This window comes from Frigoribacterium sp. CFBP 13707 (genome assembly GCF_014842245.1).
GTDB lineage: Bacteria > Actinomycetota > Actinomycetes > Actinomycetales > Microbacteriaceae > Frigoribacterium > Frigoribacterium endophyticum.
This window is the reverse complement of the sequence record NZ_JACYVL010000006.1, coordinates 65,691-89,107: the sequence shown is the minus strand read 5'-3', so window position 1 is coordinate 89,107 and position 23,417 is coordinate 65,691. Positions and strand designations below refer to the sequence as shown.

Genomic DNA, 23,417 nt, shown 5'->3' with positions numbered 1-23,417 from the left:
AGACACCCCATGGCAGACACGGTCGCCGACCAGATCATCGCGCAGCTCGTCCAGGCGGGGGTCCGCCGCATCTACGGCATCGTGGGCGACAGCCTCAACCCGATCGTCGACGCGGTGCGCCGCACGGGCGGCTCGGAGGCGGGCGGCATCGACTGGATCCACGTCCGCAACGAGGAGGCCGCGGCGTTCATGGCGTCGGGCGACGCCCAGATGAGCGGCGAGCTCGCCGTCTGCGCGGGCTCGTGCGGCCCCGGCAACCTGCACCTCATCAACGGCCTCTACGACGCGCACAGCAGCCGCGCGAAGGTGCTCGCGATCGCCAGCCACATCCCGAGCGCCATGATCGGCTCGGACTACTTCCAGGAGACGCACCCCGACCGGCTGTTCGTCGAGTGCTCGGGCTACAGCGAGATGATCTCGACCTCGGTGCAGTCGCCGTCGGTGGTCGCCGCGGCGATCCGTCACACGCTCGCCGGGCACGGCGTCAGCGTGGTCACGCTGCCGGGCGACGTCGCCGAGCTCGACGCCGAGGGCGCGACGCCCCCGCACCTCACGACCCGCGCGCCCGAGCTGGTGCCCGCGCAGGAGGACGTCCAGGCCCTCGCCGACGCGATCAACGAGGCCGGCACCGTGGCGTTCTTCGTGGGGGAGGGCGGCCGCGGCGCGCACGACGAGATCATCGAGCTCGCCGGGCGGGTGGGGGCGCCGATCGGGCACAGCCTGCGCGGAAAGGACGTCATCCAGCACGACAACCCCTACGACGTCGGCATGACCGGCCTGCTCGGCTACGGCGCCGCGCACGCGGGCATCCACGACGCCGACCTGCTGGTGCTGCTCGGCACGGACTTCCCGTACCCCCAGTTCCTCCCCGACGGCGACCAGGTGCGCATCGCCCAGGTCGACGTCGAGGCCGCCGTGATCGGGCGGCGCGCGACGGTCCACGTGCCCGTGCACGGGGCCGTGCTCCCGACCCTGCGGGCGCTCGCCCCGCTCGTGCGCGACAAGAAGAGCCGCAGGTTCCTCGACAAGACGCTCAAGAAGCACGACAAGCTGATGAACGGCGTCGTCGGGGCGTACACGAAGAAGGCCGACGCCCTCGTGCCGATCCACCCCGAGTACGCGGCCTCCGTCCTCGACGAGGTCGCGGCCGACGACGCGATCTTCACCGCCGACACGGGCATGTCGAACGTGTGGGCGGCGCGCTACATCACGCCGACGGCCGGCCGCCGCATCTTCGGCTCGTACCTGCACGGCTCGATGGCGAACGCCCTGCCGCACGCGCTCGGCGCGCAGTTCGCCCACCCGGGCCGCCAGGTCGTGTCGATGTCGGGCGACGGCGGGCTCTCAATGCTCATGGGCGAGCTGATCACGGCGAAGATGTACGAGCTGCCGGTCAAGATCGTCGTGTTCAACAACTCGACGCTCGGTCTCGTGAAGCTCGAGATGCTCGTCGACGGCTACCCCGACTTCGGCGTCGACGTGCCCTACGTCGACTACGCGGCCGTGGCCCGGTCGATCGGCATCCACGCCGTGCACGTCGACCAGCCGGGCGACCTCCGTGACGGCTTCGAGGCCGTCTTCGAGCACGACGGCCCGGCGCTGATCGACATCGCCACCGACCCGCAGGCGCTCTCGCTGCCGCCGGCGATCACGGGCTCCCAGGTGAAGGGCTTCTCGCTGGCGATGTCGAAGATCGTCATGAACGGAGGCGCGGGCGAGGTCGTGAAGATGGCCCGCTCGAACCTGCGCAACGTCCCGCGCCCCTGACCCGCGCCTCCGGCGGTGCGCGCCGAGTGGTCACGAGCTGCTCCTCCCGGTGACGGGAGCGGCAGATGGTGACCACTCGGGCGGCCGTGCGCGGCCTGAGGCTGCCCAGAGCGGCCTGAGGCGGCCTAGTCGCCGGCGGCGGGGGCGGAGCGCGCCACGAGGCGCTCGACCGCGGCGATCGGGATGCCGATCCAGTCGGGCCGGTTGCGGCTCTCGTAGATCGCCTCGTAGACGGCCTTGTCGATCTCGAACGCGTCGAGCAGGGCCCGCTGGGCCCGCACGTCGACGCCCGACGACGCCACGTAGCCGTCGACGAACGCAGCGCGGGCGTCGTGCGCCCAGGTGCCGACGTCGACCGGCGGCGTCTGCTGCGCGAGCGACCCGGCGACGTAGTCGAACGACCGCAGCATGCCGGCGACGTCGCGCAGGGCCAGGTCGGGGCGCGAGCGCTCGGGCATCGGCCGCAGGGGCTCGCCCTCGAAGTCGAGCAGCGTCCAGCCCCGCGTCGGCGACTGGAGCGCCTGGCCGAGGTGCAGGTCGCCGTGGATCCGCTGGAGGCGCGGCCAGGTGAGCGCACCGGCCGCGTCGTAGACCCGCAGGATGGCGTCCGCGTGCGGGGCGATCTCGGGCACCTCGCGGGCGGCCGTCGTGATGCGTCGTCGCATGCTGACGAGGGCCCCGTCGACGGCGTCCTGGTCGGCCTCGACGGTGCCGAGCTGACGCGCGAGCGTGGCGTGCACCTCGGCGACGGCGACGCCGAGGTCGTGGGCCTCGGTCGTGAAGCCCCGGCCGGCGGACGCCGCGTCGAGGGCGACGCGCCAGGCGTCCTCCGAGCCGGCCAGGAACTCCTGCGAGAAGGCGAGGTGGCCGCTCGCGACGCCGCCGTCGCGGCCCGGGTCGGGCCACGTGGCGTGCAGCGAGCCGAAGGTGGTGGGCACGCGGGTGCTGCCGCCCTCGGTGAGCGCCGCCTGCGTCGTCACGTCGGGGTTGTCGCCGTGGTGCAGCACGCGGAACACCTTGGCGATGGCGTGCTCGACGGGGCCGCCCGTGACGTCGTAGATGATCGACGTGTTCGACTGCTCGCCCGAGAGCACGCGCGAGCGGGTCACGGTGCCGGCGGCGACGTGCAGCGTGCCGTCGACCGCGACGTCGGACCCGTCGACGTGACTCGTCGACGACAGCAGCTCGAAGAGGTGCCGCGCGTACGCCGGGTCGTGGGGGGCGTCGTAGAGGTAGAGGTCGTCGGCCGAGCCGATGAAGGCCGCGTCGCCGCCGGGCAGGGGGCTGCGCCGGGCCACGACGGGCACCTGGTAGAGCACGGGCACGTCGGGGGCCTCGTCGATGACGAGGAGCGTGATCGCGAGCACGCCGTCGAGGTCGGCCTCGAACGACCCGATCACCCGGATCGCAGGCGTGCGCCCCTTCGTCGCGTACCAGCGCTGTCGCGCCATCCAACCAGCCAGACTCGGGGCGACATCGCTCATGGCCCCGACAGTACGCCGACCGGCGGGGTGACGGCCCGGTCGGCGTCGACGCGGGCCCGGTCCGCGTCGACGCGGGCCCGGCCGATCGACTACAACGGGGTGATGACCGGCACGGAGCAGATCGAGATCGAGCGCAAGTACAACGTCGACGACGAGGCCGCGGTGCCCGACCTCGTCGGCGTCGGCGTCGGGGCCGGAGCCGGAGCCGGGGCCGGGGGAGGCGCGGGTCGCGCCCTCGAGGTCGCGCGCGTCGTGCCCGACCCGGCCGCCTCGCTCTCGGCGACCTACCACGACACGCCCGACCACCGCCTCCTCGGGGCCCGGGTGACGCTCCGACGTCGCACCGGCGGGCACGACGCGGGCTGGCACCTCAAGCTGCCGCCCGAGGTCGCGGGCGGCGGGCGCCGCGAGGTGCACCACCCGCTGGGCGCCGACGACGAGCCGGTGCCCGCCGCGCTGCTCGACCGGGTCGCGGCGCTGCTCGCGACCGGGGGCGACGGCGACGGGGCGTCCGCGCTGCGGCCCGTCCTCCTGCTCGAGACGCGGCGGACGGCCCACCACCTGCTCGACGACGAGGGGCGCGAGCTCGTCGAGGTCGCCGACGACGTCGTGAGCGCGACGCGCGTGGCCGACGGGCGGGTCCGCACCTGGCGCGAGTGGGAGGCCGAGCTCGGCCCCGGCGTCGACGGCCCCGAGGGCGACGCCCTGCTCGACACGCTCGCGTCGCGGCTGCGCGCCGCCGGGGCTCGGCCCTCGGCGCACCGCTCCAAGCTCGCCCTCGGGCTCGGCGACTGACCCGGCGCCGGCCCGGTGCCGGCCCCGACGCCGGGTCAGCGTGAGCCCCCTCGTCGGCGGGCTCGCGGCAGGTTCGCTCAGCCCCTCGACGCGGCCCGGGCGTCGAGCAGGGCGACGATCTTCTGCACCGTCGCGTCGTTCCGGGCCGTGACCGTCGTGGGCAGCCCCCGCCACCACGCGGCGGGCACCGGCGACCCCGTCACGCCGTCGGGCAGCCACTGGTAGACGGCGTCCGGAGCGACGACCATCTCCTCGTCGCCGAGGTCGACGGCGGGAGGCGCGGTGCCGGCGAGCGCACCGGGCACCTCCGCGACCGCCACCGACACCCGCGCCGGCGGGCGCTCGTCGCGCCGGAGCGGGTTCGCCGCGGCGAGGGCGCGGAAGGCGTCGCCCGTGAGCACGAGCACGGCCGCGTCGACCCCGGTGGCCGCCGCGACGGCGGCCCTCAGCTCGGCGGCGAGGTCGCCGGCCCGGTCGGTCGGCACGCCGGCGACGAGGTTCCCGCTGGCGAGCACGGTGGCCGGCGCGACGAGGCCGAGGCCCGCGGCGACGGCCCGCAGGTCGGCCATGCCGACCCGCTTCGCCGTGCCGACGTTGATGCCCCGCCAGAGGGCGACGTGGTCGACGGCGCCCGCCGACGCGGCGGGCGCGTCAGCCCGCCGGCTGGCCGTCGGCCGGCCGTCGCCCGTGCCCTCGCCCACGACCGCGCCCCCGCGCCTCCCTCTCCTCCGCGCCTCAGGCCCGCCCGAGCACGTCGAGCAGCCAGGCGAGCTCGAAGGCCCGCTCGCGCCACGACTCGTACCGGCCGCTGACGCCGCCGTGGCCGGCCGACATCTCGGTCTTGAGCAGCACCGGCGCGCCGACGTCGCGCAGCCGGGCCGTCCACTTGGCGGGCTCGACGTAGAGCACGCGGGTGTCGTTGAGCGACGTCACCGCGAGGATGCGCGGGTAGCGCACGCCCTCCCGCACGTTCTCGTAGGGCGAGTAGCCGCGCATGTACTCGTAGACCTCGGCGTCGTGCAGGGGGTCGCCCCACTCGTCCCATTCGATGACGGTCAGCGGCAGATCGGGGTCGAGGATGCTCGTCAGGGCGTCGACGAACGGCACGGCCGCGACGATGCCGGCGAACAGCTCGGGCGCGATGTTGGCGACCGCGCCCATGAGCAGGCCCCCGGCGCTGCCGCCCTCGGCGACGAGCTGCGCGGGCGTGGTGCGCCCCTCGGCGACGAGGTGGCGGGCGACGTCGACGAAGTCGGTGAAGGTGTTCGTCTTGGTCAGGGTCTTGCCCTGCTCGTACCAGGCGCGGCCCATCTCGCCGCCGCCCCGCACGTGGGCGACCGCGAAGACGACGCCCCGGTCGAGCAGCGAGAGGCGCGCCACGCTGAAGCCCGGGTCGATGCTGTGCTCGTACGAGCCGTAGCCGTAGAGGTGCAGCGGCGCGGGCTCGCCGGGCGTCACGGCGTCGCGCCGCCAGACGAGCGAGATCGGCACGCGCGTGCCGTCGGCCGCCGTCGCCCACTCGCGGGCCTGCTCGTAGTCGGCCGGGTCGTACCCGCCGAGCACGACCTGGCGCTTCAGCAGCCGGCGCTCGCCCGTGCGCACGTCGAGGTCATAGACCGTCGACGGCGTGACGAACGAGGCGTAGCCGAAGCGCACGGTGGGCTGCGCGAACTCGGGGTTGCCGCCCGCGCCCGCCGCGAAGAGGGGCTCGTCGAACTCGACCTCGACGAGGTCGCCGTAGCCGTCGGGGCCGAGCGGCAGCACGGAGAGCCGGGGCAGCGCCTCGCGGCGGTGCTCGACGACGAGGTGGCCGGCGAAGGCGTCGACGGACTCGAGCCGCACGTCGTCGCGGTGGGCGACGACGACGCGGCGGTCGGTGGCCGAGGTCGGGTCGTCGGCGGGCACGTCGACGAGCTCGAAGTTCTCGGCGCCGTCGTTGTGCACGACGAGCAGGCGGTCGCTGCCGGCGACGACGGCGTGCTCGACGTCGTACTCGACGCCCTCGCGCCGCGGCCACACCACGCGGAACTCCCCGGTCGGGTCGGCCGAGTCGAGCAGCCAGGTCTCGCTGGTGATCTTCGAGCCCACGTCGACGACGAGGTACTGGCGGCTCCGCGTGAGGCCCACGCCGATCCAGTACCGGTCGTCGGGCTCGGTGAAGACGGTGACGTCGTCGCCCCCGCCGCCGACCTCGTGGCGCCAGATGGTGTCGGGGCGCCACGACTCGTCGACCGTCGGGTAGAAGACGAACCGTCCGGTGGCGTCGAAGACGGCGCCGGGGGCGGTGTCGGCGACCCGGTCGGGCAGGTCGACGCCCGTCGTCAGGTCGCGGACGCGCAGCTCGTAGCGCTCGTCGCCGGTGGTGTCGATCGCCCAGGCGAGCAGGCTGCCGTCGGCCGAGACGTCGAAGCTGCCGAGCGAGAAGAAGTCGTGGCCGTCGGCCTCGACGTTGCCGTCGAGCAGCACCTGCTCGCCCGCCGGGGCGGAGTCGGGGCTGATCGTCGGCGGGGTCCAGTCGTCGGCGTCGGCGACGGGCACCCGGCAGTGGATGCCGTACTGGGCCCCCTCGGCGGTGCGCGAGTAGTACCACCACTCGCCCTCGCGCACGGGCACGCCGAGGTCGGTCTCCTGCACGCGGCCCTTGATCTCCTCGAAGATCGTCTCGCGCAGGGCGGCGAGGTGCGCCGTCTCGGCCTCGGTGTGGGCGTTCTCGGCCTCGAGGTGGGCGATGACCTCCGGGTCCTCCTTGGCGCGCAGCCACTCGTAGTCGTCGACGAACTCGTGACCGTGGTGGCGGCGGGTGACGGGCTTCCGGGGGGCGCGGGGCGCGGGGGACGAGGCCATCTGCCCAGCCTAGCCAGCGCTCCCGTCCTGGCCGGCGCCCCCCGTCGCCGCCACCCGGGCGGGCACGGGCCACCGAGCCCCGCGGAGGCTCGAGGGCCCCCGGGGAGGCGCGGGTCAGATCTGCGTGTCGCTCGCGGTGATCCCGCCCAGGCGCGGGCGCTCGGGGTACTCGTCGGAGGCGACGTGGACGTCGGCGGGGTCGGGCGCGGCCGCCTCGCGGGCCGCGTCGTCGAGGGCGTCCTGCGTGCCGGCCTTCTCCGGCGCGGCGGCCGAGGAGGCGGTGGAGAGCGTGGCCGTGCCGTCGACGTCCTCGCCCGCGGCGAGGCGGGCGGCGTCGAACTGGGCCTGCTCGTCGGCCGCCTCGACGGGGTCGGTCGCGGTGGCGTCGGCGGGGGCGGGGGTCTCGGGTGCGTCGCTCATGCGGCCGACGCTACCCGCGCCTCCCCGCCTCGGTGTCGGCCGGCCCGTCGGCGACGGCGGTCGGCGCCCGGAGCCCCGCGACGGTCGGGCCGAGCCGCGCCTGGCCCGGCTCGAGGTCGGCGATCGCGCGACGCTGCGAGCGCAGCCGCCGCACGCCGGCGTTGAGCCGGGCGTGCAGCTGCATGAGGTGCAGGCGGTAGAGGTCGGGCGCGTCTTCGCTGTCGTCGAGGAAGGTGTTGCAGGCGAGGGTCATCTCGTTGAGCACGGGCAGCGCCGACGACCGCGGGCGGGTCTGCCGCCGGGCCGAGCGGACGACGCCGCGCAGGCCGCCGATCGAGCGCCGCGCGGTCGCCCAGTCGGGGTCGGCGGTCTCGGCGTCGGGGCTGCGCGTCGGCACGATGCGGTGAAGCACGCGGCGGAAGTGGATCTCGGTGACGAGCTCGTTCAGCGCGGAGGCCTCGGCCCGCCGCGACTCGAGCCAGCGCACGAGCAGGTTGGCGCCGAAGGCGGCGCCGGCGCCCACGAAGGCGCCCAGCGTGACGGTGACGACGTCGGTCCAGAGCATGCGGCCAGGCTACGGCCGCCCACCGACAGGGGGAGTCAGCGCGAGGCGGCGTCGATGCGGCCCATCAGCGACCACACCGCGCGGGAGAGCTCCGGGTGCCAGAGGGCCACGCCGCGGAGGAACCGCAGCTCGTCGTCCGCGCCCCCGCCGCCCCCGTAGGGCACGCCGTCGACCCCGCGGGCGTCGGCCCGCAGCGAGATGACCACCTGCTCGTCGACGGTGGGGAGGCCCGGGATGACGTCCCACGGGTCCTCGCCGCCCCGGCAGCGGAGCTCGATCAGGGCCGCCAGCTCGTCGTGGGCCTCGGCGCGCAGCACCTCGAGGCTGCGACCCGCCCCGCGGAACTCGGGCACGCCGCCGCGGAGGGCGTCGGGCGTCTCGGGCATGCCGTCGAGCCTACGCCGGGCAGGCTGACGACCCGGTCGACCGCTAGCCTGCCGACATGGCCTACGACGTGTGCGTCACCTACCTCCTGCGCGAGGTCGACGGGCGCCGGCAGGTGCTGCTCGGCCGCAAGAAGACCGGGCTCGGCGTCGGCTACCACGTCGGCCTCGGCGGCAAGCTCGAGGGCTCCGAGACGCCCGTCGAGGCGGCCGTCCGCGAGATCGTCGAGGAGGCGCGGGTCGAGGTGCACCCGGCCGACCTCGAGGCGCGGGGCGAGCTGCTCTACCTCTTCCCGCACCGGCCCGCCTGGAGCCAGCGGTCGTCCGTCTTCGTCGCGCGCCGCTGGCGGGGCGAGCCGGTCGAGACCGACGAGCTCGACCCCGCGTGGCACGACGTCGACGCCCTGCCGCTCGACGCCATGTGGGACGACGCCCGGCGCTGGCTGCCCGGCGTGCTCGCCGGGGGACACGTCGCGGCGACGTACACCTTCGGGGCCGACCTCGCGACGGTCGTCTCGGAGGCCGCCGCAGGCTCGTCCGACCCCCGCTGACCCGTCGGCCACAAGGGGGACACGGGCCTGTCCCTCCCCCTCTCGGGTGTCACCGGGAGAGGGGGCAGACGGCCCCCGCGGCCCTCCGTAGTGTCGAGGGGAGACGTCACACCGGGTGACAGAACGCCCCCACGACCCCCTGCGGAGGACCCCTGTGAGCAGCTACGACGGCCTGGCCCTCGACGCCCCCCGGATCCGCCGCCGGGCCACCGCCTCCTCGCGTCTCCTCTCGGCCGTCCGCACCGCCGCCGTCGTGGTCGCCTGGACCGCCGCCGCTGGCCTGTTCGTCGTCGGCGCCGTCGTCGGGGGGCCGGGCATGCTCGTCTCGACGCTCGGCCTCCTCGCCCTGCTGGTCGGGTTCGGGGTCACCGCCCTCGCCTCGGCGAGCGCCGACCGCACCGCCGCCCGCACGCTCGCCGAGCAGCTCGACGGCGCCTCGTGGCAGGGCGTCCACCTCGACGGCGCCCACCGCGGCGGCGTCGACCTCTAGCGGCTCGCTCAGCCCTGGCGGGCGTCCCGCTCGTCGACCACGCGCACGGGGCGGGTCGGCAGCTCCTCGGCCTCGAGGCCGCCCGCGGCGCCGAACATCATGTCGCCGCCCTCGTCGAGCTGCGCCCGCTCGTCGTCGGGCACGGTGCGGATCGTGCCCGTGTCGGTCGCGACGAGCCCGTGGCGGGCGAGCACCTCGTCCCGCTCCGCGGTGAGGAACTCGCGGTTCGCGGTCTGGGCGTCCGCGAACATGGTCGTCCGCCCCTCGACGATCCGCCGCACGCGCCGGGCCTCCCACCACCGCTTGCCCACGAGCATGAGCACGACGCCGGCCACCGCGTACGAGGCCATCATCGTCAGGCCGCGCGAGTACCCCGGCCCCACGTCGTAGAGCACGCGCTTGAGCATCTCGGTGATGCCGCTGCCCACGACGACGGCGTTCAGGGCGGCGAACGGCTGGGGCATGAACCACGCCGGGTACGCGCCGCCCGACGCGGGCATCGACAGGAAGACGAAGACGATCATCGCGGGCAGCGCGACGAAGCGGCCGACGAAGTAGCTGATGCCGTTGACCGCGAGCCCGATGGCGACGATCCAGGCCCAGCCGAGCAGGGCGAGCTCGGCGAAGTGGCCCTGCACGGCGCCCACCACGGGCCCCGCGAGCAGGTTCGTCACGAGCGAGATGACCGCGGCCCCGACGAGGATCACGGTGACGCGGGTCCGGTGCCGCAGGGGCGCGCCCATGAGACCGATGAACATGGCGACCATGTAGCCGCCGATGCACCAGGCGAGCATCAGGTAGAGCGAGACCGTGCCGTACTCGTCGTACGCCGGCAGCGGGGCGAGGTCGACGACGGTCGGGGCGTCGCCCTCGGCGGTGAGCACCGGCGTGAGCATCGCGGGGATCAGGGCGGAGACCTGGTACTGGTGGGCGCTCGCCTTGTAGAGCTGCGCGTCGCCGGGGTCGACCGCGACCGCCACCTGGCCCCGGAGCACCGCCTCCTGCGCCGTGTCGAGGTCGTCGTACGAGCGCACGTCGAAGACGCCGGGCTGTGCGTCGTCGAGGTCGGCCTGCAGGGTCGACGCGGCCGACGACGAGCCCACCACGGCGATCGGCACGTCGTGCGGGTGCGGGGCGTGGAAGGCCGCGATGTAGCAGAGGCAGAACCCGACGATGAAGAAGAGCGGCAGCCAGAGCTGCAGGCCGATCAGCTGGAGGGACGGGTGGAGGGTGGAGTACCAGCGGCGGAACGCGCCGACCGGCGGCTTCTCGGCCCCGTCGGCGACGGCGGTCCCGCCGGCCCCCGTGGCACGGCCCGCCCCCGTGGTCGTGGCCCCGTCGTCTGCCCGGCCTCGCGTCACGTGTCCTCGTCCTCCTCCGGCGCCGCCGACCCCGCGGCCGACGATCACGCCGCCACGCTACGCCTCACGAGCGCGTGCTCGACACCGCGTTCGTGTCCATCGCGAGCTCCTCGGCGTCGAGGCCGAGCAGCACCTGCCGCATGACCTCCTCGTCGAGCTTCCCGGCGTCGCGCTCGCGCAGCACGACCTCGCGGCGCTTCGCGAGCAGCTCGCGCCGGATCTGGCCGATCGCCCGGGGCACCGCACGCCGTCGGTCGCGCTCGGCGCTCGACGGCTCGCGGTCCTCGGCGTCCTCGAGGGCTCCGCGCCGCAGCGCCTCCGACTGGCGCACGAGCCGCACGGTCGTCGCCTGCACCGCGCGCTCGGTGAGCTCGGGCCCGTAGAGCTCCTCCCACGCGGGGCGGCGGCTCTGGACGTACGCGAGGGTCTCGTCGGTGCTCGTCGTGAGGAGCGCCAGCTGCGCCGCGAGGTCGCGGTCGCGCTGCGTGGTGTCCTGCACGCCGAGCCGGCGGATGAGGGCCGGCAGCGTCAGGCCCTGCAGCAGCAGCGTCCCCACCGTCACGACGAACGCGATGAGGAACATCGTGTCGCGGGCGGGCACGGGCACGCCGCTGTCGGTCACGGCCGGGATCGACACGACCGCCGCGAGCGTCACCACGCCGCGCATGCCCGTCCACGAGATCACGGTGAGCTGCCGCCGGTCGAGGCGAGGCTGGGGGCGGTACCGCAGGCGGCGCAGGGCCGGCACCCGTCGCAGGCCACGGAGCAGGCGGCCGAGCAGCAGGTACCGCAGCACGCGGGCCGCGTAGTAGGTCGCGAAGACGAACGCCGGCCGCACCAGCACCACGACGGCGAGCACGACGAACGCCACCCCGACGCTCTGCGCGAGCCCGCGGTCGCTCTCGGCGACGTCGAGCACGACGGTCTTCAGCTGCAGCCCGATCAGCGCGAAGACGAAGCCCTCGAGCAGCACGTCGGCGGCGGCCCAGAACGGCCGCTCCTGCAGCCGCGTCGCGTAGCCCGTGCGGGGCGAGTTGAAGCCGACGTAGAGGCCGGCGGCGACGACCGCGAGCACGCCCGACCCGCTGAGCTCCTCGGCGAGGATGTACGCGACGAACGGCAGCAGCAGCCCGATGACGTTCTCGATGACCGGGTCGTCGATCCGCATCCGCACCCGGTGGGCCACGACGCCGAGCACGAGGCCGACCGCGACCCCCACGCCGATCGCGAGGCCGAAGATGCCGAGGTCCTGCCAGAGGGTGAGGGAGGCGCCCCCCACGATCGCGAGGAACACCTTCACCAGCGTCAGCGAGGCCGCGTCGTTGATCAGGCTCTCGCCCGAGAGCACGGTCATCACCTTGCGCGGCAGGCCGAGCTTGCGGCCGATCGCCGCCGCCGACACCGCGTCGGGCGGGGCGACCACGGCGCCGACGAGGATCGCAGCCGGCAGGGTCATGTCGGGGATGAGCAGGTACGCGACGCCGCCGACGACGAACGCCGTGACGACGACGGCGCCGATGCCCAGCCGCTGGATCTGCACGCGGCTCTCGCGGAAGTTCAGCAGCGACACGTCGAGCGACGCCGAGTAGAGCAGGGGAGGCAGCACGACGGTGAGGATCACCTCGGAGTCGATCTCGATGTCGGGCACCCCGGGCACGAACGAGACCAGCAGCGCGACGCCGACCGTGAGCAGGGGCGCGGGCAGGCCCCGCCAGCGCGCGAACGCCGTGACGAGGAGCGAGCCGCTCAGGATGATCAGCAGTTCGGCGAGCTCCATGCGGCGCGGGTCCTCCGGGGTCGTGGTGCGGTGCGGTGCGGTGCGGTGCGGTGCGGTGGTGCGTGCGGCGGCGCCAGCCGGTCGGCTCGACGCGGCTCGACGCGGCTCGGTGCACGGTCTGCACCCAGTCTCGCAGGCGACCGGCGGGAGGCGGCCGGATGAACGACGGGCGTCGCCCGGGCGGCAGCGCCCCGGCGTCCGCGCCCGCGGGTCGTAGGGTCGGGGGATGACCCGTGCCGCCCGACCCGCCCCCGCCGTCGAGGCCGCCGACCTGCTGCGCGACACGACGCACGGCCGGGTGCGCGGCGTGCACGAGCGCGGCGTCGTCGCGTGGCGGGGGATGCCCTTCGCCGCGCCTCCCACCGGCCCGCGGCGCTTCCGGGCGCCCGCCCCCGCGCAGCCCTGGCGGGGCGTCCGCGACGCCGCGCACTTCGGGCCGGCCGCCCCGCAGGACCGCGGCCAGTTCGTCGGCGTCGACGCGACGACGCCGACCGACGAGGACTGCCTCACGATCAACGTCGTCGCCCCCGAGGGCTCCCGTCCTGGCGACGACCTCCCGGTGCTCGTCTACGTGCACGGAGGCGCCTACAGCGTGGGCTCCTCGCGGGAGCACCCGCGGCACGGGGAGGCGCTCGTCCGCGAGGGCGGCATCGTCTACGTGAGCTTCAACTACCGGCTGGGCGCCTTCGGCTACCTCGACTTCACGGCCTGGTCGACGCCCGAGCGGCCGCTGGAGTCGAACCTCGGCCTCCGCGACCAGGTGGCCGCGCTCGAGTGGGTCCGCGATGAGGTCCGCGCGTTCGGCGGCGACCCGGGCGCCGTGACGCTCTCCGGCGAGAGCTCGGGCGGCAACGCGGTGACCACCCTGATGACCGTCCCGGCCGCGCGGGGGCTGTTCCACCGCGCCATCGCCCAGAGCTCGCCGACGAACGCGCTCTACCCGCCCGACGTCACGCGCCGCTGGGCGGGGGAGTTCCTGGAGCTGCTGACGCACCAGGTCAGCGACGACGACCTCGAGTCGACCTCCGTCGAGGACGCCGGGCGGATGCTGGCGGAGGCGCCCGTCGCGGCGGTCGTGCGGGCCTCGGCCGAGCTGCAGCTGCGGACTCCCGACGAGCAGCCCGGCACCATCAGCCTCAGCCCCGTCATCGACGGCGACTTCCTGCCCGAGCGACCGCTCGACGCCTTCAAGGCGGGCCGCGCGCACCCCGTCCCGCTGATCATCGGCACCAACGACCGCGAGGGCTCGGTCTTCACGGGGCGTCGCGACATCCTCGCGACCACCAAGCCGCGCATCCGCGCGATCTTCGCCGCCACCGAGAAGAAGAGCCGGAAGGCGATCAAGCGGCAGTACCCCGGCCTGCCCGCCGACCGCCGGGCCGCCCTCGACTTCGGGGGCGACTTCGCGTTCTGGTTCCCGACCGTCAAGGTCGCCGAGCGGCACGCCGTGCACCAGCCCGTGTACTTCTACCGGTTCGACGCCGCCCCGCGCATGCTCGCCGTCGCGGGCGTCGACGCCTTCCACGGGCTCGAGCTGATGGCCCTGCACGACCGGATGGGCTCGGCGTTCGGCTGGGCGATGAGCGCCCTCGGCGGGCGCCGGGCCTTCCTGCGGACGGCGGCGCGGATGCGCGCCCGCTGGATCGAGTTCGTGCGGACGGGCGAGGTCGACGGCTGGCCCCCGTACGACCCCTTCCGACGGCGCACCCTGATCATCGACGCGCGCGACCGCGTCGAGCACGACCCCCGGGGCGAGCGCCGTCGGGCCTGGCAGGCGTTCGTGCCGCACATCTGAGCGGGTGGGCGGCCCGGGCAGCCCTGCGGACGGCGCGCGGACACCTGTCGTCCACCTGCCTGTACCCCGCCGTCCACCTCCGAGTTGACCGGCGTTCACCATGCTGCGAGAGTTCCCCGGTGGATCTCACGCTCATCGTCGTCCTGGTCATCGCCCTGGCCCTGTTCTTCGACTTCACCAACGGCTTCCACGACACGGCGAACGCCATGGCGACCCCGATCGCGACGGGGGCGATGAAGCCCAAGGTCGCGGTCACGGTGGCGGCGGTCCTCAACCTCGTCGGCGCCTTCCTCAGCACCGAGGTCGCCAAGACCGTGTCGGGCGGCATCATCCGCGAGGGCGACGGAGGCGTGCAGATCTCTCCCGAGATGATCTTCGCGGGCCTGATCGGCGCCGTCGTCTGGAACATGATCACCTGGCTGCGGGGCCTGCCCTCCAGCTCGTCGCACGCTCTCTTCGGCGGCCTCATCGGCGCCGCGGTCGTCGGGGCGGGCGTCAGCTCGGTCGACTTCTCGGTCGTGCTCTCCAAGGTCGTGCTGCCGGCGCTCCTCGCGCCGCTGATCGCCGGCCTCGTCGGCTACACCGCGACCCGCCTGGCCTACACGATCACGCGCCGCCGCGACGACAAGAGCGAGCGCGGGGGCTTCCGCTACGGCCAGATCTTCACCTCGTCGCTCGTCGCCCTCGCCCACGGCACCAACGACGCCCAGAAGACGATGGGCGTCATCACCCTGACGTTGATCGCCTCGGGCGCCCTCGGCGCCGGCAGCGGACCGCCGCTCTGGGTCGTCGTGGTCTGCGCCTTCGCGATCGCGCTCGGCACCTACACCGGCGGCTGGCGCATCATCCAGACCATGGGCGGCGGGCTCACCGAGGTCAAGCCGACCCAGGGCTTCGCGGCCGAGGCGTCGACGACGGCCACGGTGCTCGCCTCGAGCCACCTCGGCTTCGCGCTGTCGACGACGCAGGTCGCCAGCGGCTCGATCATCGGCGCGGGCCTCGGGCGCCGCGGCTCGAAGATCCAGTGGAGCACCGCCGGCAAGATCGTCGCCGCCTGGTTCATCACGCTCCCCGCCTCGGCCGCCGTCGGCGCCGTCGCCGCCCTGATCGCGACGCTCGGCACGCCAGGCCTCGTCGTCGACGTCGTGGTGGGCATCGTCGTGATCGGCGGCATCTTCCTGCTGTCGCGGCGACGCCCGCACGAGCAGGGCGCCGCGATGGAGGTCGACGTCGCCGCGACGAGCGTGCTCTCGCGCCGCCGGGCCCGTCGGCTCGAGAAGAAGGGCCGCGTCGACACGCCGGCCTCCGGCGTCGAGGCCCCGTTCGTGCGCCTCGACGAGGCGGCCCCGACCGTCGCCCCGCGCGGCACGCTCTCGGGCGGCCCCCGCCCCGACAAGGAGGAGAACCGATGATCGACTGGTCCGCGTTCGTCGTCGTCGCGCTCGTCTCGCTGTTCTCGGCGGCCGCGCTCGTCAGCGTGTACTCGCTGGGCCTGCGGCTCGTGACGCTCGAGGGCCGCAGCACCGCCCGCGCGGCGGCCGGCTACGCGTGCTTCGTGGTCTGCGCGCTCGGGGTGCTCTACGGCATCTACCTGATCGTCCCCGGCCTGCACGGCTGAGGTCGCCCCGCTCATCCGCCGCCCCGCCTCCCCGCGGCGGCGGCAGCGCGAGAGGGCCCCGACGTCGACGACGTCGGGGCCCTCTCGGTGGTGCGGGAGGCGCGGGTCAGCTCGTGCGCACCGGCCCGGTCGGCAGCGCCACGCGCTCGTACTCCGGCTCGCGCCGCGGGATGGCCAGGGCCAGCAGCACGCTGACCAGGGCGACCGCCCCGCCGAGCACGAAGGTGAGGCGGAAGCCCGCCTCGGTCGGCACGGACGCGTCGCCGAACGGCACGGAGTTCGCGGTGAGCAGCAGGCCGACGACGGCCGAGGCGCTCGTGGTGCCGAGCGACCGCATGAGGGTGTTGAGGCCGTTCGCCGCGGCGGTCTCGGTCGCGGGCACCGCGTGCATGATGAGCGTCGGCATGGCCGCGTAGGCGAGCCCGATGCCGAAGCCGATCAGCACCGAGACGAGCACGATCTGCCACACCTCGCGGAAGGCGAGCGCCGCGACCGCGTAGCTGACGACGATGATCGCGCCGCCGACGACGAGGCAGAGCCGGGCGCCGAAGCGGGCGGTGGCGCGGGCGGCGACCGGGGCCATGAACATCATCACGACGCCGGAGGGGGCGAGGCAGAGCGAGGCGACCATGACGGTCTGGCCGAGGCCGACCCCGGTCTCCGCGGGCAGCTCGAGCAGCTGCGGCAGCGAGACGTTGCTGCCGAAGAGCGCGAAGCCGAGGGCGACCGACGCCAGGTTGGTGAGCAGCACCGCGGGCCGGACGGCGACGCGGAGGTCGACGAGGGGGCTCGCGACGCGCAGCTGGTAGGCGCCCCACGCGACGAGCACGACGAGGCCGGCGAGGCCGGAGACGAGCGTGGAGGTGCTCGCCCAGCCCCAGTCGTTGCCCTTCGAGACGGCGAGCAGCAGGCCCGTGAGGCCCACGGCGAGGCCGATCGCCCCGGGGAGGTCGAACCGCCCGGGGGTCTTGAGGGTGCTGACGGGCACGAGCGTCGCCACGAGGGCGAAGACCACGACGCCGAGCGCGGCGGCCGTCCAGAACAGCACGTGCCAGTCGAAGGTGACCGAGATGTACGCGCTGAGCGGCAGGCCGATCGCGCCGCCGAAGCCGAGCGTCGCGCTGACGAGCGCGACGGCGCCGCCGAGGCGCTCGGCCGGCAGCGTGTCGCGGAGGATGCTGATGGCGAGCGGGATGATGCCGAGCGCCGTGCCCTGCAGGGCGCGGCCGACGATCAGCGGCACCAGCTCGGAGGTCGTGGCGGCGACGACCGAGCCGATCACCATCACGACGACGAGCACGAGCACGATGCGGCGCTTGCCGTAGAGGTCGCCGAGGCGGCCCGCGATCGGCGTGACGACGGCCCCGGCGAGCAGGGTGGCCGTGATGATCCAGGTGGTGTCGGCCGGGTCGGCGTCGAGCAGTTCCGGGAACGACGGCACGATCGGGATGACGAGCATCTGCATGAGCGCCGCCACCATGCCCGAGAAGGCGAGCACGGCGATCACGACGCGGGGGTCGCGGGTGCGCGTCAGCCGGGCGCGCTCCCGGGCGCGGCGCCGGTCGCCCGGCTCCGCGGAGGGCCCGGGGGAGGCGGCGGTCGCGTCGGCCTGCGAGGCCGAGCGGGAGGGGGCCGTGGGGGTGGGGTCGCCCGGCTGGGCGTCGTCGTGGGTCAGCGTCATCTGTCTTCTCGGCAGGGGCCCGGAGGCGGCGGTGGAGCGGGTCGAGGTGCAGGCACTGCAACGTTCGCCGGCCCGAGAAGCTTCCCACGAGTTCGGGAGGTGACCGACAGCTGTCGATCATCGCCCGGAGTCCCGACCCGCGCCTCCTCGTCTCGCTAGGCTCGGCAGGGCCGACCACCGCAGCTCACGAGGCCGCGGGGCGCACGACGACGGAGGCACGACGACCGTGACGACTGACGACCTGACCCCCCTCGACGCTCCCGACGCGGCTCCGCCGCTGCTCCAGGGCGCGCCCCAGCCCGGGCCCGAGCACGAGGCCGGGCCCGCGACCGGCGCCGCGGCCGCCGGGCGCACGCGCCGCGCGGCCCGGGCCGCCACCCGGGTCGAGAGCGACTCGCTCGGCAGCCGCGAGGTCCCCGCCGACGCATACTGGGGCATCCACACCGCCCGGGCCCTCGAGAACTTCCCGATCAGCATGCGGCCGATCTCGGTCTACCCCGACCTCGTCGTCGCCCTCGCCCTCGTCAAGCAGGCGGCCGCGCGGGCGAACGTCGAGATCGGCGTGCTCGACCCGCGCAAGGCCGAGGCGATCGAGCGGGCCTGCGTCGAGATCCGCGGCGGGGCGCTCCACGACCAGTTCGCGGTCGGGGTCATCCAGGGAGGCGCGGGCACGAGCACGAACATGAACAGCAACGAGGTGATCGCGAACCGCGCCCTCGAGCTCCTCGGCCACGGCAAGGGCGAGTACGAGCACCTGCACCCGATCGACGACGTCAACCGCAGCCAGAGCACGAACGACACGTACCCGACCTCGGTCAAGATCGGCATGGTGCTCACGCTGCGCCGCCTGCTCGACGAGCTCGACCTGCTCGCGACGGCCTTCGCCACGAAGGGCGCCGAGTTCCACGACGTGCTCAAGGTGGGCCGCACCCAGCTGCAGGACGCCGTGCCGATGACGCTCGGGCAGGAGTTCGTCGGCTTCGCGCACACCCTCGGCGAGGACGTGCAGCGGCTTCGCGACGTCGTGCCGCTGCTCGGCGAGATCAACCTCGGCGCGACCGCGATCGGCACGGGCATCACCGCCGACCCGCTCTACGCCGAGGCCGTGCGCCGCCACCTCGGCGAGCTCAGCGGCATGGAGCTCGTCACGGCGCCCGACCTCATCGAGGCGACGAGCGACACGGGCGTGTTCATGACCCTCAGCGGGGCGCTCAAGCGCAGCGCGATCAAGCTCTCGAAGATCTGCAACGACCTCCGCCTCCTCTCGTCGGGCCCGCAGGCCGGCATCGGCGAGATCACGCTGCCGCCGCGCCAGGCCGGGTCGTCGATCATGCCGGGCAAGGTCAACCCCGTCATCCCCGAGGTCGTCAACCAGGTGGCCTTCTCCGTGGCCGGGGCCGACGTCACCGTCACGATGGCCGCCGAGGCGGGGCAGCTCCAGCTCAACGCCTTCGAGCCGGTCATCGCGCACTCCGTGATGCAGAGCCTCCAGTGGATGACCGCGGCCTGCCGCACCCTCCGGGTCAACTGCGTCGACGGCATCGAGGCGAACCGCGCCCGCCTCAGCCAGCAGGTCGACACCAACGTGGGCAGCGTGACGGCGCTGACGCCCTACATCGGCTACTCGGCGGCGGCCTCGATCGCGCACACGGCCCTCACGACGAACGCCTCGATCTCGACGCTCGTCGTCGCGGCCGGGCTGATGAGCGAGGAGCAGGTCCGCAAGGTGCTCTCGCCGGCGCGGCTGTCGGGGCTCGAAGCGGTCACGAGCGCCATCCCGGTCATCGACGTCGACGCCGACCCGGTCGAGGCCGTCACGCGCGCCGCCGCCGAGTCGGGTGCGCGGAACCCCGGCGACGAGACCGCGGGCTGACGCGAGGGCGCCGGCCTCAGTCCGTCTCGACCTCGGGCTCGTCCTCGTGCCCGAAGGCGCGGCGGATGGTCCCCTCGCCGATCAGGCGCCCGCCGCGCAGCTGCAGGTGCCGCAGCTCGTCCGCGTCGAGCACGCCGCCGTTCTCGCGGAGCGCCCGCTCGCGGATGGCGCGCCCGACCCTGACGTCCCACGCCGAGTTGCGGGCGAGGATGTGGTTGCGGGCGGTGTCGCGCATCGGCAGGGGGATGACCTCCTCGGCCTGCAGGCCGCGGCGCAGCTGCCGCAGCCGCAGCACCTCGCTGTCGAGCTCGCCGCCGATGACGAGCACGAAGTTGCTGATGTACGAGTAGAGCAGCACGACGATGACCATGCCGAGCCAGCCGTAGAAGCGGTCGTAGTTCGAGAAGGTCGTCACGTAGAGGGCGAACCCGACGGTGCAGACCGCCCAGATGCCGAGGGCGAACATGGCGCCGTACGACACCCAGCGGAGGTGCGGTGGGCGCACGTTGGGGGTGAAGTAGTAGAGCATCGCGACCGCGAAGACCGCCAGCGCGACGAGCACAGGCCACTTCAGCACGTTCCAGAGGGTGAGGAACGGCTCCCCGAACCCGACGGCGTCGCCGATGCCGCGGGCGAGCGTCGGCGTGACGAGCAGGATGGTCGCGATGACGGCGAACGACACCATCAGCACGAGCGTGACGATCATCATGTGGCCCCGGAACTTCCAGATCCGGCGCCCCTCCTCGACGTCGTAGGCGGTGTTCATCGCCCGGCCGAACGCGGTCGTGTACGACGAGAGCGACCACAGGGTCAGCCACAGCCCGATGCCGAACGCGACGCCGGGGTTCGAGAGGCTGAGCATCTGCTCCAGCGGGCCCCGGAGGGTGTCGACCGCCGACGGGGTGAGCACGTAGCGGGCGACCCCCAAGATCTCGTCCACCGCCTCCTCGCCCTCCTGGAAGAGCGCGACGCCGGAGACGAGCGCCAGGGCGGTCGGCAGGATCGACAGCGTCGAGAAGAACGTGAGGGCCGCGGCGGCGTCGATCGTGCGGTGCCGCAGGAAGTCGTGCCAGACCCGCATGACGACGTAGCGGGTGAGCGACGGGTTCTCCGGCAGGGACCTCGTCGACGGCATCCCCCGAGGGTACCGTCGCGGCGCGCCCTCCCCGTGCCGGGTGCGTAGGGTCGTGCCATGACCTGGACCGACCCTCGCGGGCAGCAGCCCTGGCCCCACGACCCCCAGCGCCCCGTGGTCTCGAACCCCGACCCCGTCTGGTACCCCGTGCAGCCCGTCTTCACCCAGGCGCCCCCGCGACGCCGCGTGGCGAGCACCGTCTCGCTCGCGGTCGGCTTCACCGTCATCGGCGTCTTCGCGCTCGCCGTGGTCGTCTACTTCCTGCTCTTCCTGCAGCCGGCCGTCATCGTCGCGGCGAGCGTGCTCGCCTTCGTGCCGCTCGCGATCGTGCTGACCGGCATCTGGCTCGTCGACCGCTGGGAGCCCGAGCCCCGCGTCGCCCTGCTCTTCGCCTTCCTGTGGGGAGGCGCGGTGTCGGTGGGCACGGCCCTGATCGTCGACCTCGTGGTCGGCTCCGTCCAGTCGCTGGTCGGCATCGGCGCCTCGAGCGGCTCCGAGGTGCTCGGCGCGGTCGTCCAGGCGCCGATCGTCGAGGAGGCCGCCAAGGGCTTCGGCGTGCTGCTCGTGCTGTGGATCTTCCGCCGCCACTTCGACGGGCCGGTCGACGGCATCGTCTACGCCGCGACCGTGGCGGCCGGGTTCGCCTTCGTCGAGAACATCCAGTACTTCGCGGTCCAGGTGACCGACGACCTGTTCAGCGGCAGCCAGGGGCTTGTCTTCGTCTTCGTCGTGCGGGCCCTGATGTCGCCGTTCGCCCACGTCATGTACACCGCGTGCACGGGCATCGCGCTCGGCTACGCGGCCCGGCGGACGGGCCCCTACGGCGCGATCGGCTTCTTCTTCCTCGGGCTCGTGCCCGCGGTGCTGCTGCACGCGCTCTGGAACGGCGCGCTCGTCGTGGTGGGCGACTCCTTCTTCGTCTACTACCTGCTCGTGCAGGTGCCGATCTTCCTGGCGATGATCGGCCTCGTGGTCTTCCTGCGCCGCAACGAGCGGCGCGTGACGCACGCCCGTCTCGCGGAGTACGCGGCCGTGGGCTGGTTCAGCGCCGACGAGGTCGCGATGCTCTCGACCTCGGCCGGTCGTCGACGGGCCCGGCGCTGGGCGGCGGCGGCGGGCGTGGGGCCGGCCATGAAGCGCTTCGTCTCCGACGCCACGCGCCTCGCGTTCACCCGGCAGCGGATGGTCAAGGGCAGCCGCGGCGGCGACCCGTCGGCCCAGCGCGACGAGGGCGAGCTGCTGACGGCCCTCGCCCGCAGCCGGGCGGCCCTGCAGGCGCCGACCGCCGCCTTCGTGGGCCACGCCCCGCGGCCCGAGCTGCCGCCGACGCAGGCCGGCTGGGGCGCTCCGCCCGCCGGGGGGCAGGGCTCGTACTGGCAGGGCGGTCAGTCCGGCGGCGCGGCGCCGCAGACCGACCCCTGGGGTCGGCCGGTCCCGCCGCCGCACTGGTGAGGCGTCCGGCGGTCAGGCGTCCGGTGGTCAGGCGTCAGGCGGTCACGGCGTCGGGTGCGCGGCGTCGTAGCGGCCGAACGAGGGCGTGAGCCGGGCCGCGACGACCATCAGCACCACGATCAGCGCGCCGCCGAGCAGCGGGGGCCAGGCGACGCCGGCCACGGCGACGAGCCCGACGAAGAGGTCGCCGACCCGAGGCCCGCCGGTCACCACGACGATGAAGATGCCCTGCAGCCGCCCCCGCATGGAGTCGGGCGCGGCGGCCTGCAGGATGGTCGAGCGGAAGATCGAGCTGACGTTGTCGGCCGCCCCCGCGCCGGCCAGCGCCAGCGCCGCCGCCGCGAGCGGCAGCAGGTCGGCCTCGGCCAGGCCCTCGGTCAGGCCGCCCGACCCGTGGCCGGGGGCGAGCAGCAGCACGAGGCCGAAGGCGAGCACGAACCCGCCGTAGACCGCGATGGCCCGCTGCACGGCGCGCCCCTGGAGGCGCACGTGGCCGAGGCGGCCGCTGAACACGCTGCTCAGCAGCGCCCCGAAGGCGTACGAGGCGGTGAGGACACCGACCGTCACCGCGCCTCCTCCGATCACCACGGCCCCGACGACGGGGAAGAGCACGCGCGGCTGGCCGAAGGTCATCGCGACCATGTCGAGCACGAACGTGGTGCGGATGTTGGGGGAGCGGCGGAGGAAGCGCAGGCCCACCATCAGCGACGAGAGCCCCGGCCGTTGCGTCTCGCCCTCGGGCCGGATCGGCGGCAGGGTGACGATGCCGAGGAAGGCGGTGCTGAACAGGACGACGTCGACCGTGTACGTCAGCGGGAAGCCGACGCCGGCGACGAGGATCCCCGCGAGCGCCGGGCCGACCGTCAGCATCAGGCCGGTGCCGATCCCGCTGAGGGCGGAGGCGGCGGGCAGCAGCGAGACCGGCAGGAGGCGCGGGATGATCGAGGCCCGGGAGGTCGCGATCATGGTGCCCGCGACCGCGTTGACGCAGGTCAGGGCGTAGAGCAGCACCACCTCGCGGAGGCCGAGCCAGGCGTGCAGGGCGATCGCCCCGGTCGAGAGCCAGGCGAAGACGGCCGCGACGAGCGCGACCTTGCGGCGGTCGAAGGCGTCCGCGAGCATGCCGCCGTAGAGGCCGGCTAGGATCATCGGCACCAGCGAGACGACGCCGACGAGGGCGACGGAGAACGTCGAGCGCGTGATCTCGTAGACCTCGAGCCCGACGGCCACGAGGGTGAGCTGCGTGCCGATGCCGCTGATCGTGTTGCCGACGAACAGCCGTGCGAAGGCGGGGCTCGCCCGGAGCGGGGTCGTGTCGACGAAGAGCGGCCGGCGCGCCTCGGCGGCCTTCGGGGCGCCCTCGGACGGCGCGGTCTCGGGGGCGGGGTCTGGAGTGGACAAGCCTCCATCATCGTCCACGCGCGCG

At 74.2% G+C, this 23,417-nt stretch carries 20 protein-coding genes; 9 read left to right on the top strand and 11 right to left on the bottom strand.

Going from position 1 to position 23,417, the window contains the following annotated elements:
• Nucleotides 1-9: 9 nt before the first annotated feature.
• Nucleotides 10-1,767, top strand: coding sequence for a pyruvate dehydrogenase (locus IFT45_RS12005; RefSeq protein WP_192128350.1), 1,758 nt, complete (start codon nucleotides 10-12; stop codon nucleotides 1,765-1,767).
• A gap of 125 nt (nucleotides 1,768-1,892) precedes the next feature.
• Here the strand turns inward: IFT45_RS12005 and IFT45_RS12000 are convergent, their stop codons facing one another.
• The gene (locus IFT45_RS12000; RefSeq protein ID WP_192128348.1) at nucleotides 1,893-3,251 is read right to left on the bottom strand and encodes a phosphotransferase; all 1,359 of its coding nucleotides are present in this window, start codon (nucleotides 3,249-3,251) and stop codon (nucleotides 1,893-1,895) included.
• 102 nt (nucleotides 3,252-3,353) lie between these two features.
• Between IFT45_RS12000 and IFT45_RS11995 the strand changes: the two genes are divergently transcribed.
• Entirely contained in the window at nucleotides 3,354-4,046 is a 693-nt protein-coding gene (locus IFT45_RS11995; RefSeq protein ID WP_192128347.1) for a CYTH domain-containing protein, read from the top strand.
• 77 nt (nucleotides 4,047-4,123) lie between these two features.
• On the opposite strand, the gene IFT45_RS11990 is transcribed toward IFT45_RS11995, so the two are convergent.
• The 5 genes from IFT45_RS11990 to IFT45_RS11970 all read right to left on the bottom strand — a co-directional run bounded on the left by IFT45_RS11990 (nucleotide 4,124) and on the right by IFT45_RS11970 (nucleotide 8,261).
• Complete coding sequence (locus tag IFT45_RS11990; RefSeq protein ID WP_192128346.1) at nucleotides 4,124-4,747, bottom strand: DUF1697 domain-containing protein; 624 nt, start codon at nucleotides 4,745-4,747, stop codon at nucleotides 4,124-4,126.
• Nucleotides 4,748-4,781: 34 nt separating this feature from the next.
• Nucleotides 4,782-6,890 carry a S9 family peptidase gene (locus IFT45_RS11985; RefSeq protein ID WP_192128345.1) on the bottom strand — a complete coding sequence of 703 codons (2,109 nt, stop codon included), beginning with the start codon at nucleotides 6,888-6,890 and terminating at the stop codon, nucleotides 4,782-4,784.
• A gap of 114 nt (nucleotides 6,891-7,004) precedes the next feature.
• A complete protein-coding gene (locus tag IFT45_RS11980; RefSeq protein WP_056056292.1) occupies nucleotides 7,005-7,310 on the bottom strand; it encodes a hypothetical protein in 306 nt (101 codons plus the stop codon).
• A 10-nt stretch (nucleotides 7,311-7,320) separates the two neighbouring features.
• Nucleotides 7,321-7,875 (bottom strand): hypothetical protein, encoded by a 555-nt coding sequence (locus tag IFT45_RS11975; RefSeq protein ID WP_192128344.1) that lies wholly within the window; start codon nucleotides 7,873-7,875, stop codon nucleotides 7,321-7,323.
• Between the two features lie 35 nt (nucleotides 7,876-7,910).
• Nucleotides 7,911-8,261, bottom strand: coding sequence for a hypothetical protein (locus IFT45_RS11970; protein ID WP_056056289.1), 351 nt, complete (start codon nucleotides 8,259-8,261; stop codon nucleotides 7,911-7,913).
• 56 nt (nucleotides 8,262-8,317) lie between these two features.
• On the opposite strand from IFT45_RS11970, the gene IFT45_RS11965 reads away from it, so the two are divergent.
• Both IFT45_RS11965 and IFT45_RS11960 read left to right on the top strand, forming a co-directional pair.
• Nucleotides 8,318-8,809: an 8-oxo-dGTP diphosphatase gene (locus IFT45_RS11965; protein WP_056056287.1), complete on the top strand. Its 492-nt coding sequence runs from the start codon at nucleotides 8,318-8,320 to the stop codon at nucleotides 8,807-8,809.
• Nucleotides 8,810-8,963: 154 nt separating this feature from the next.
• Nucleotides 8,964-9,299 (top strand): hypothetical protein, encoded by a 336-nt coding sequence (locus IFT45_RS11960; protein ID WP_056056285.1) that lies wholly within the window; start codon nucleotides 8,964-8,966, stop codon nucleotides 9,297-9,299.
• 8 nt (nucleotides 9,300-9,307) lie between these two features.
• Here the strand turns inward: IFT45_RS11960 and IFT45_RS11955 are convergent, their stop codons facing one another.
• Together IFT45_RS11955 and IFT45_RS11950 are read right to left on the bottom strand one after the other, a co-directional pair.
• A complete protein-coding gene (locus IFT45_RS11955) occupies nucleotides 9,308-10,708 on the bottom strand; it encodes an ABC transporter permease (protein WP_156370010.1) in 1,401 nt (466 codons plus the stop codon).
• A gap of 16 nt (nucleotides 10,709-10,724) precedes the next feature.
• Nucleotides 10,725-12,437, bottom strand: coding sequence for a sodium:proton antiporter (locus tag IFT45_RS11950; RefSeq protein WP_192128343.1), 1,713 nt, complete (start codon nucleotides 12,435-12,437; stop codon nucleotides 10,725-10,727).
• Between the two features lie 226 nt (nucleotides 12,438-12,663).
• Here IFT45_RS11950 and IFT45_RS11945 point away from each other — a divergent pair, with 226 nt between their 5' ends.
• From IFT45_RS11945 to IFT45_RS11935, 3 genes are all read left to right on the top strand, one after another.
• Nucleotides 12,664-14,232, top strand: a complete 1,569-nt coding sequence (locus IFT45_RS11945) for a carboxylesterase/lipase family protein (protein WP_192045970.1) — start codon at nucleotides 12,664-12,666, stop codon at nucleotides 14,230-14,232.
• Nucleotides 14,233-14,351: 119 nt separating this feature from the next.
• Nucleotides 14,352-15,644, top strand: coding sequence for an inorganic phosphate transporter (locus IFT45_RS11940; RefSeq protein WP_192128342.1), 1,293 nt, complete (start codon nucleotides 14,352-14,354; stop codon nucleotides 15,642-15,644).
• Nucleotides 15,641-15,850, top strand: a complete 210-nt coding sequence (locus IFT45_RS11935; protein WP_192128340.1) for a hypothetical protein — start codon at nucleotides 15,641-15,643, stop codon at nucleotides 15,848-15,850. Before IFT45_RS11940 ends, IFT45_RS11935 begins: the two co-directional genes overlap by 4 nt.
• Before the next feature lie 106 nt (nucleotides 15,851-15,956).
• Here IFT45_RS11935 and IFT45_RS11930 read toward each other — a convergent pair whose 3' ends face one another.
• Nucleotides 15,957-17,531 (bottom strand): MFS transporter, encoded by a 1,575-nt coding sequence (locus tag IFT45_RS11930; RefSeq protein ID WP_244637965.1) that lies wholly within the window; start codon nucleotides 17,529-17,531, stop codon nucleotides 15,957-15,959.
• Between the two features lie 226 nt (nucleotides 17,532-17,757).
• Here IFT45_RS11930 and IFT45_RS11925 point away from each other — a divergent pair, with 226 nt between their 5' ends.
• Nucleotides 17,758-19,404 carry an aspartate ammonia-lyase gene (locus IFT45_RS11925; protein ID WP_235491234.1) on the top strand — a complete coding sequence of 549 codons (1,647 nt, stop codon included), beginning with the start codon at nucleotides 17,758-17,760 and terminating at the stop codon, nucleotides 19,402-19,404.
• 16 nt (nucleotides 19,405-19,420) lie between these two features.
• On the opposite strand, the gene IFT45_RS11920 is transcribed toward IFT45_RS11925, so the two are convergent.
• A complete protein-coding gene (locus IFT45_RS11920) occupies nucleotides 19,421-20,539 on the bottom strand; it encodes a YihY/virulence factor BrkB family protein (RefSeq protein WP_192128338.1) in 1,119 nt (372 codons plus the stop codon).
• Nucleotides 20,540-20,596: 57 nt separating this feature from the next.
• Between IFT45_RS11920 and IFT45_RS11915 the strand changes: the two genes are divergently transcribed.
• Nucleotides 20,597-21,991: a PrsW family intramembrane metalloprotease gene (locus IFT45_RS11915; RefSeq protein WP_192128336.1), complete on the top strand. Its 1,395-nt coding sequence runs from the start codon at nucleotides 20,597-20,599 to the stop codon at nucleotides 21,989-21,991.
• A 42-nt stretch (nucleotides 21,992-22,033) separates the two neighbouring features.
• On the opposite strand, the gene IFT45_RS11910 is transcribed toward IFT45_RS11915, so the two are convergent.
• Nucleotides 22,034-23,392, bottom strand: coding sequence for an MFS transporter (locus IFT45_RS11910; protein WP_192128334.1), 1,359 nt, complete (start codon nucleotides 23,390-23,392; stop codon nucleotides 22,034-22,036).
• Between the last annotated feature and the right edge of the window lie 25 nt (nucleotides 23,393-23,417).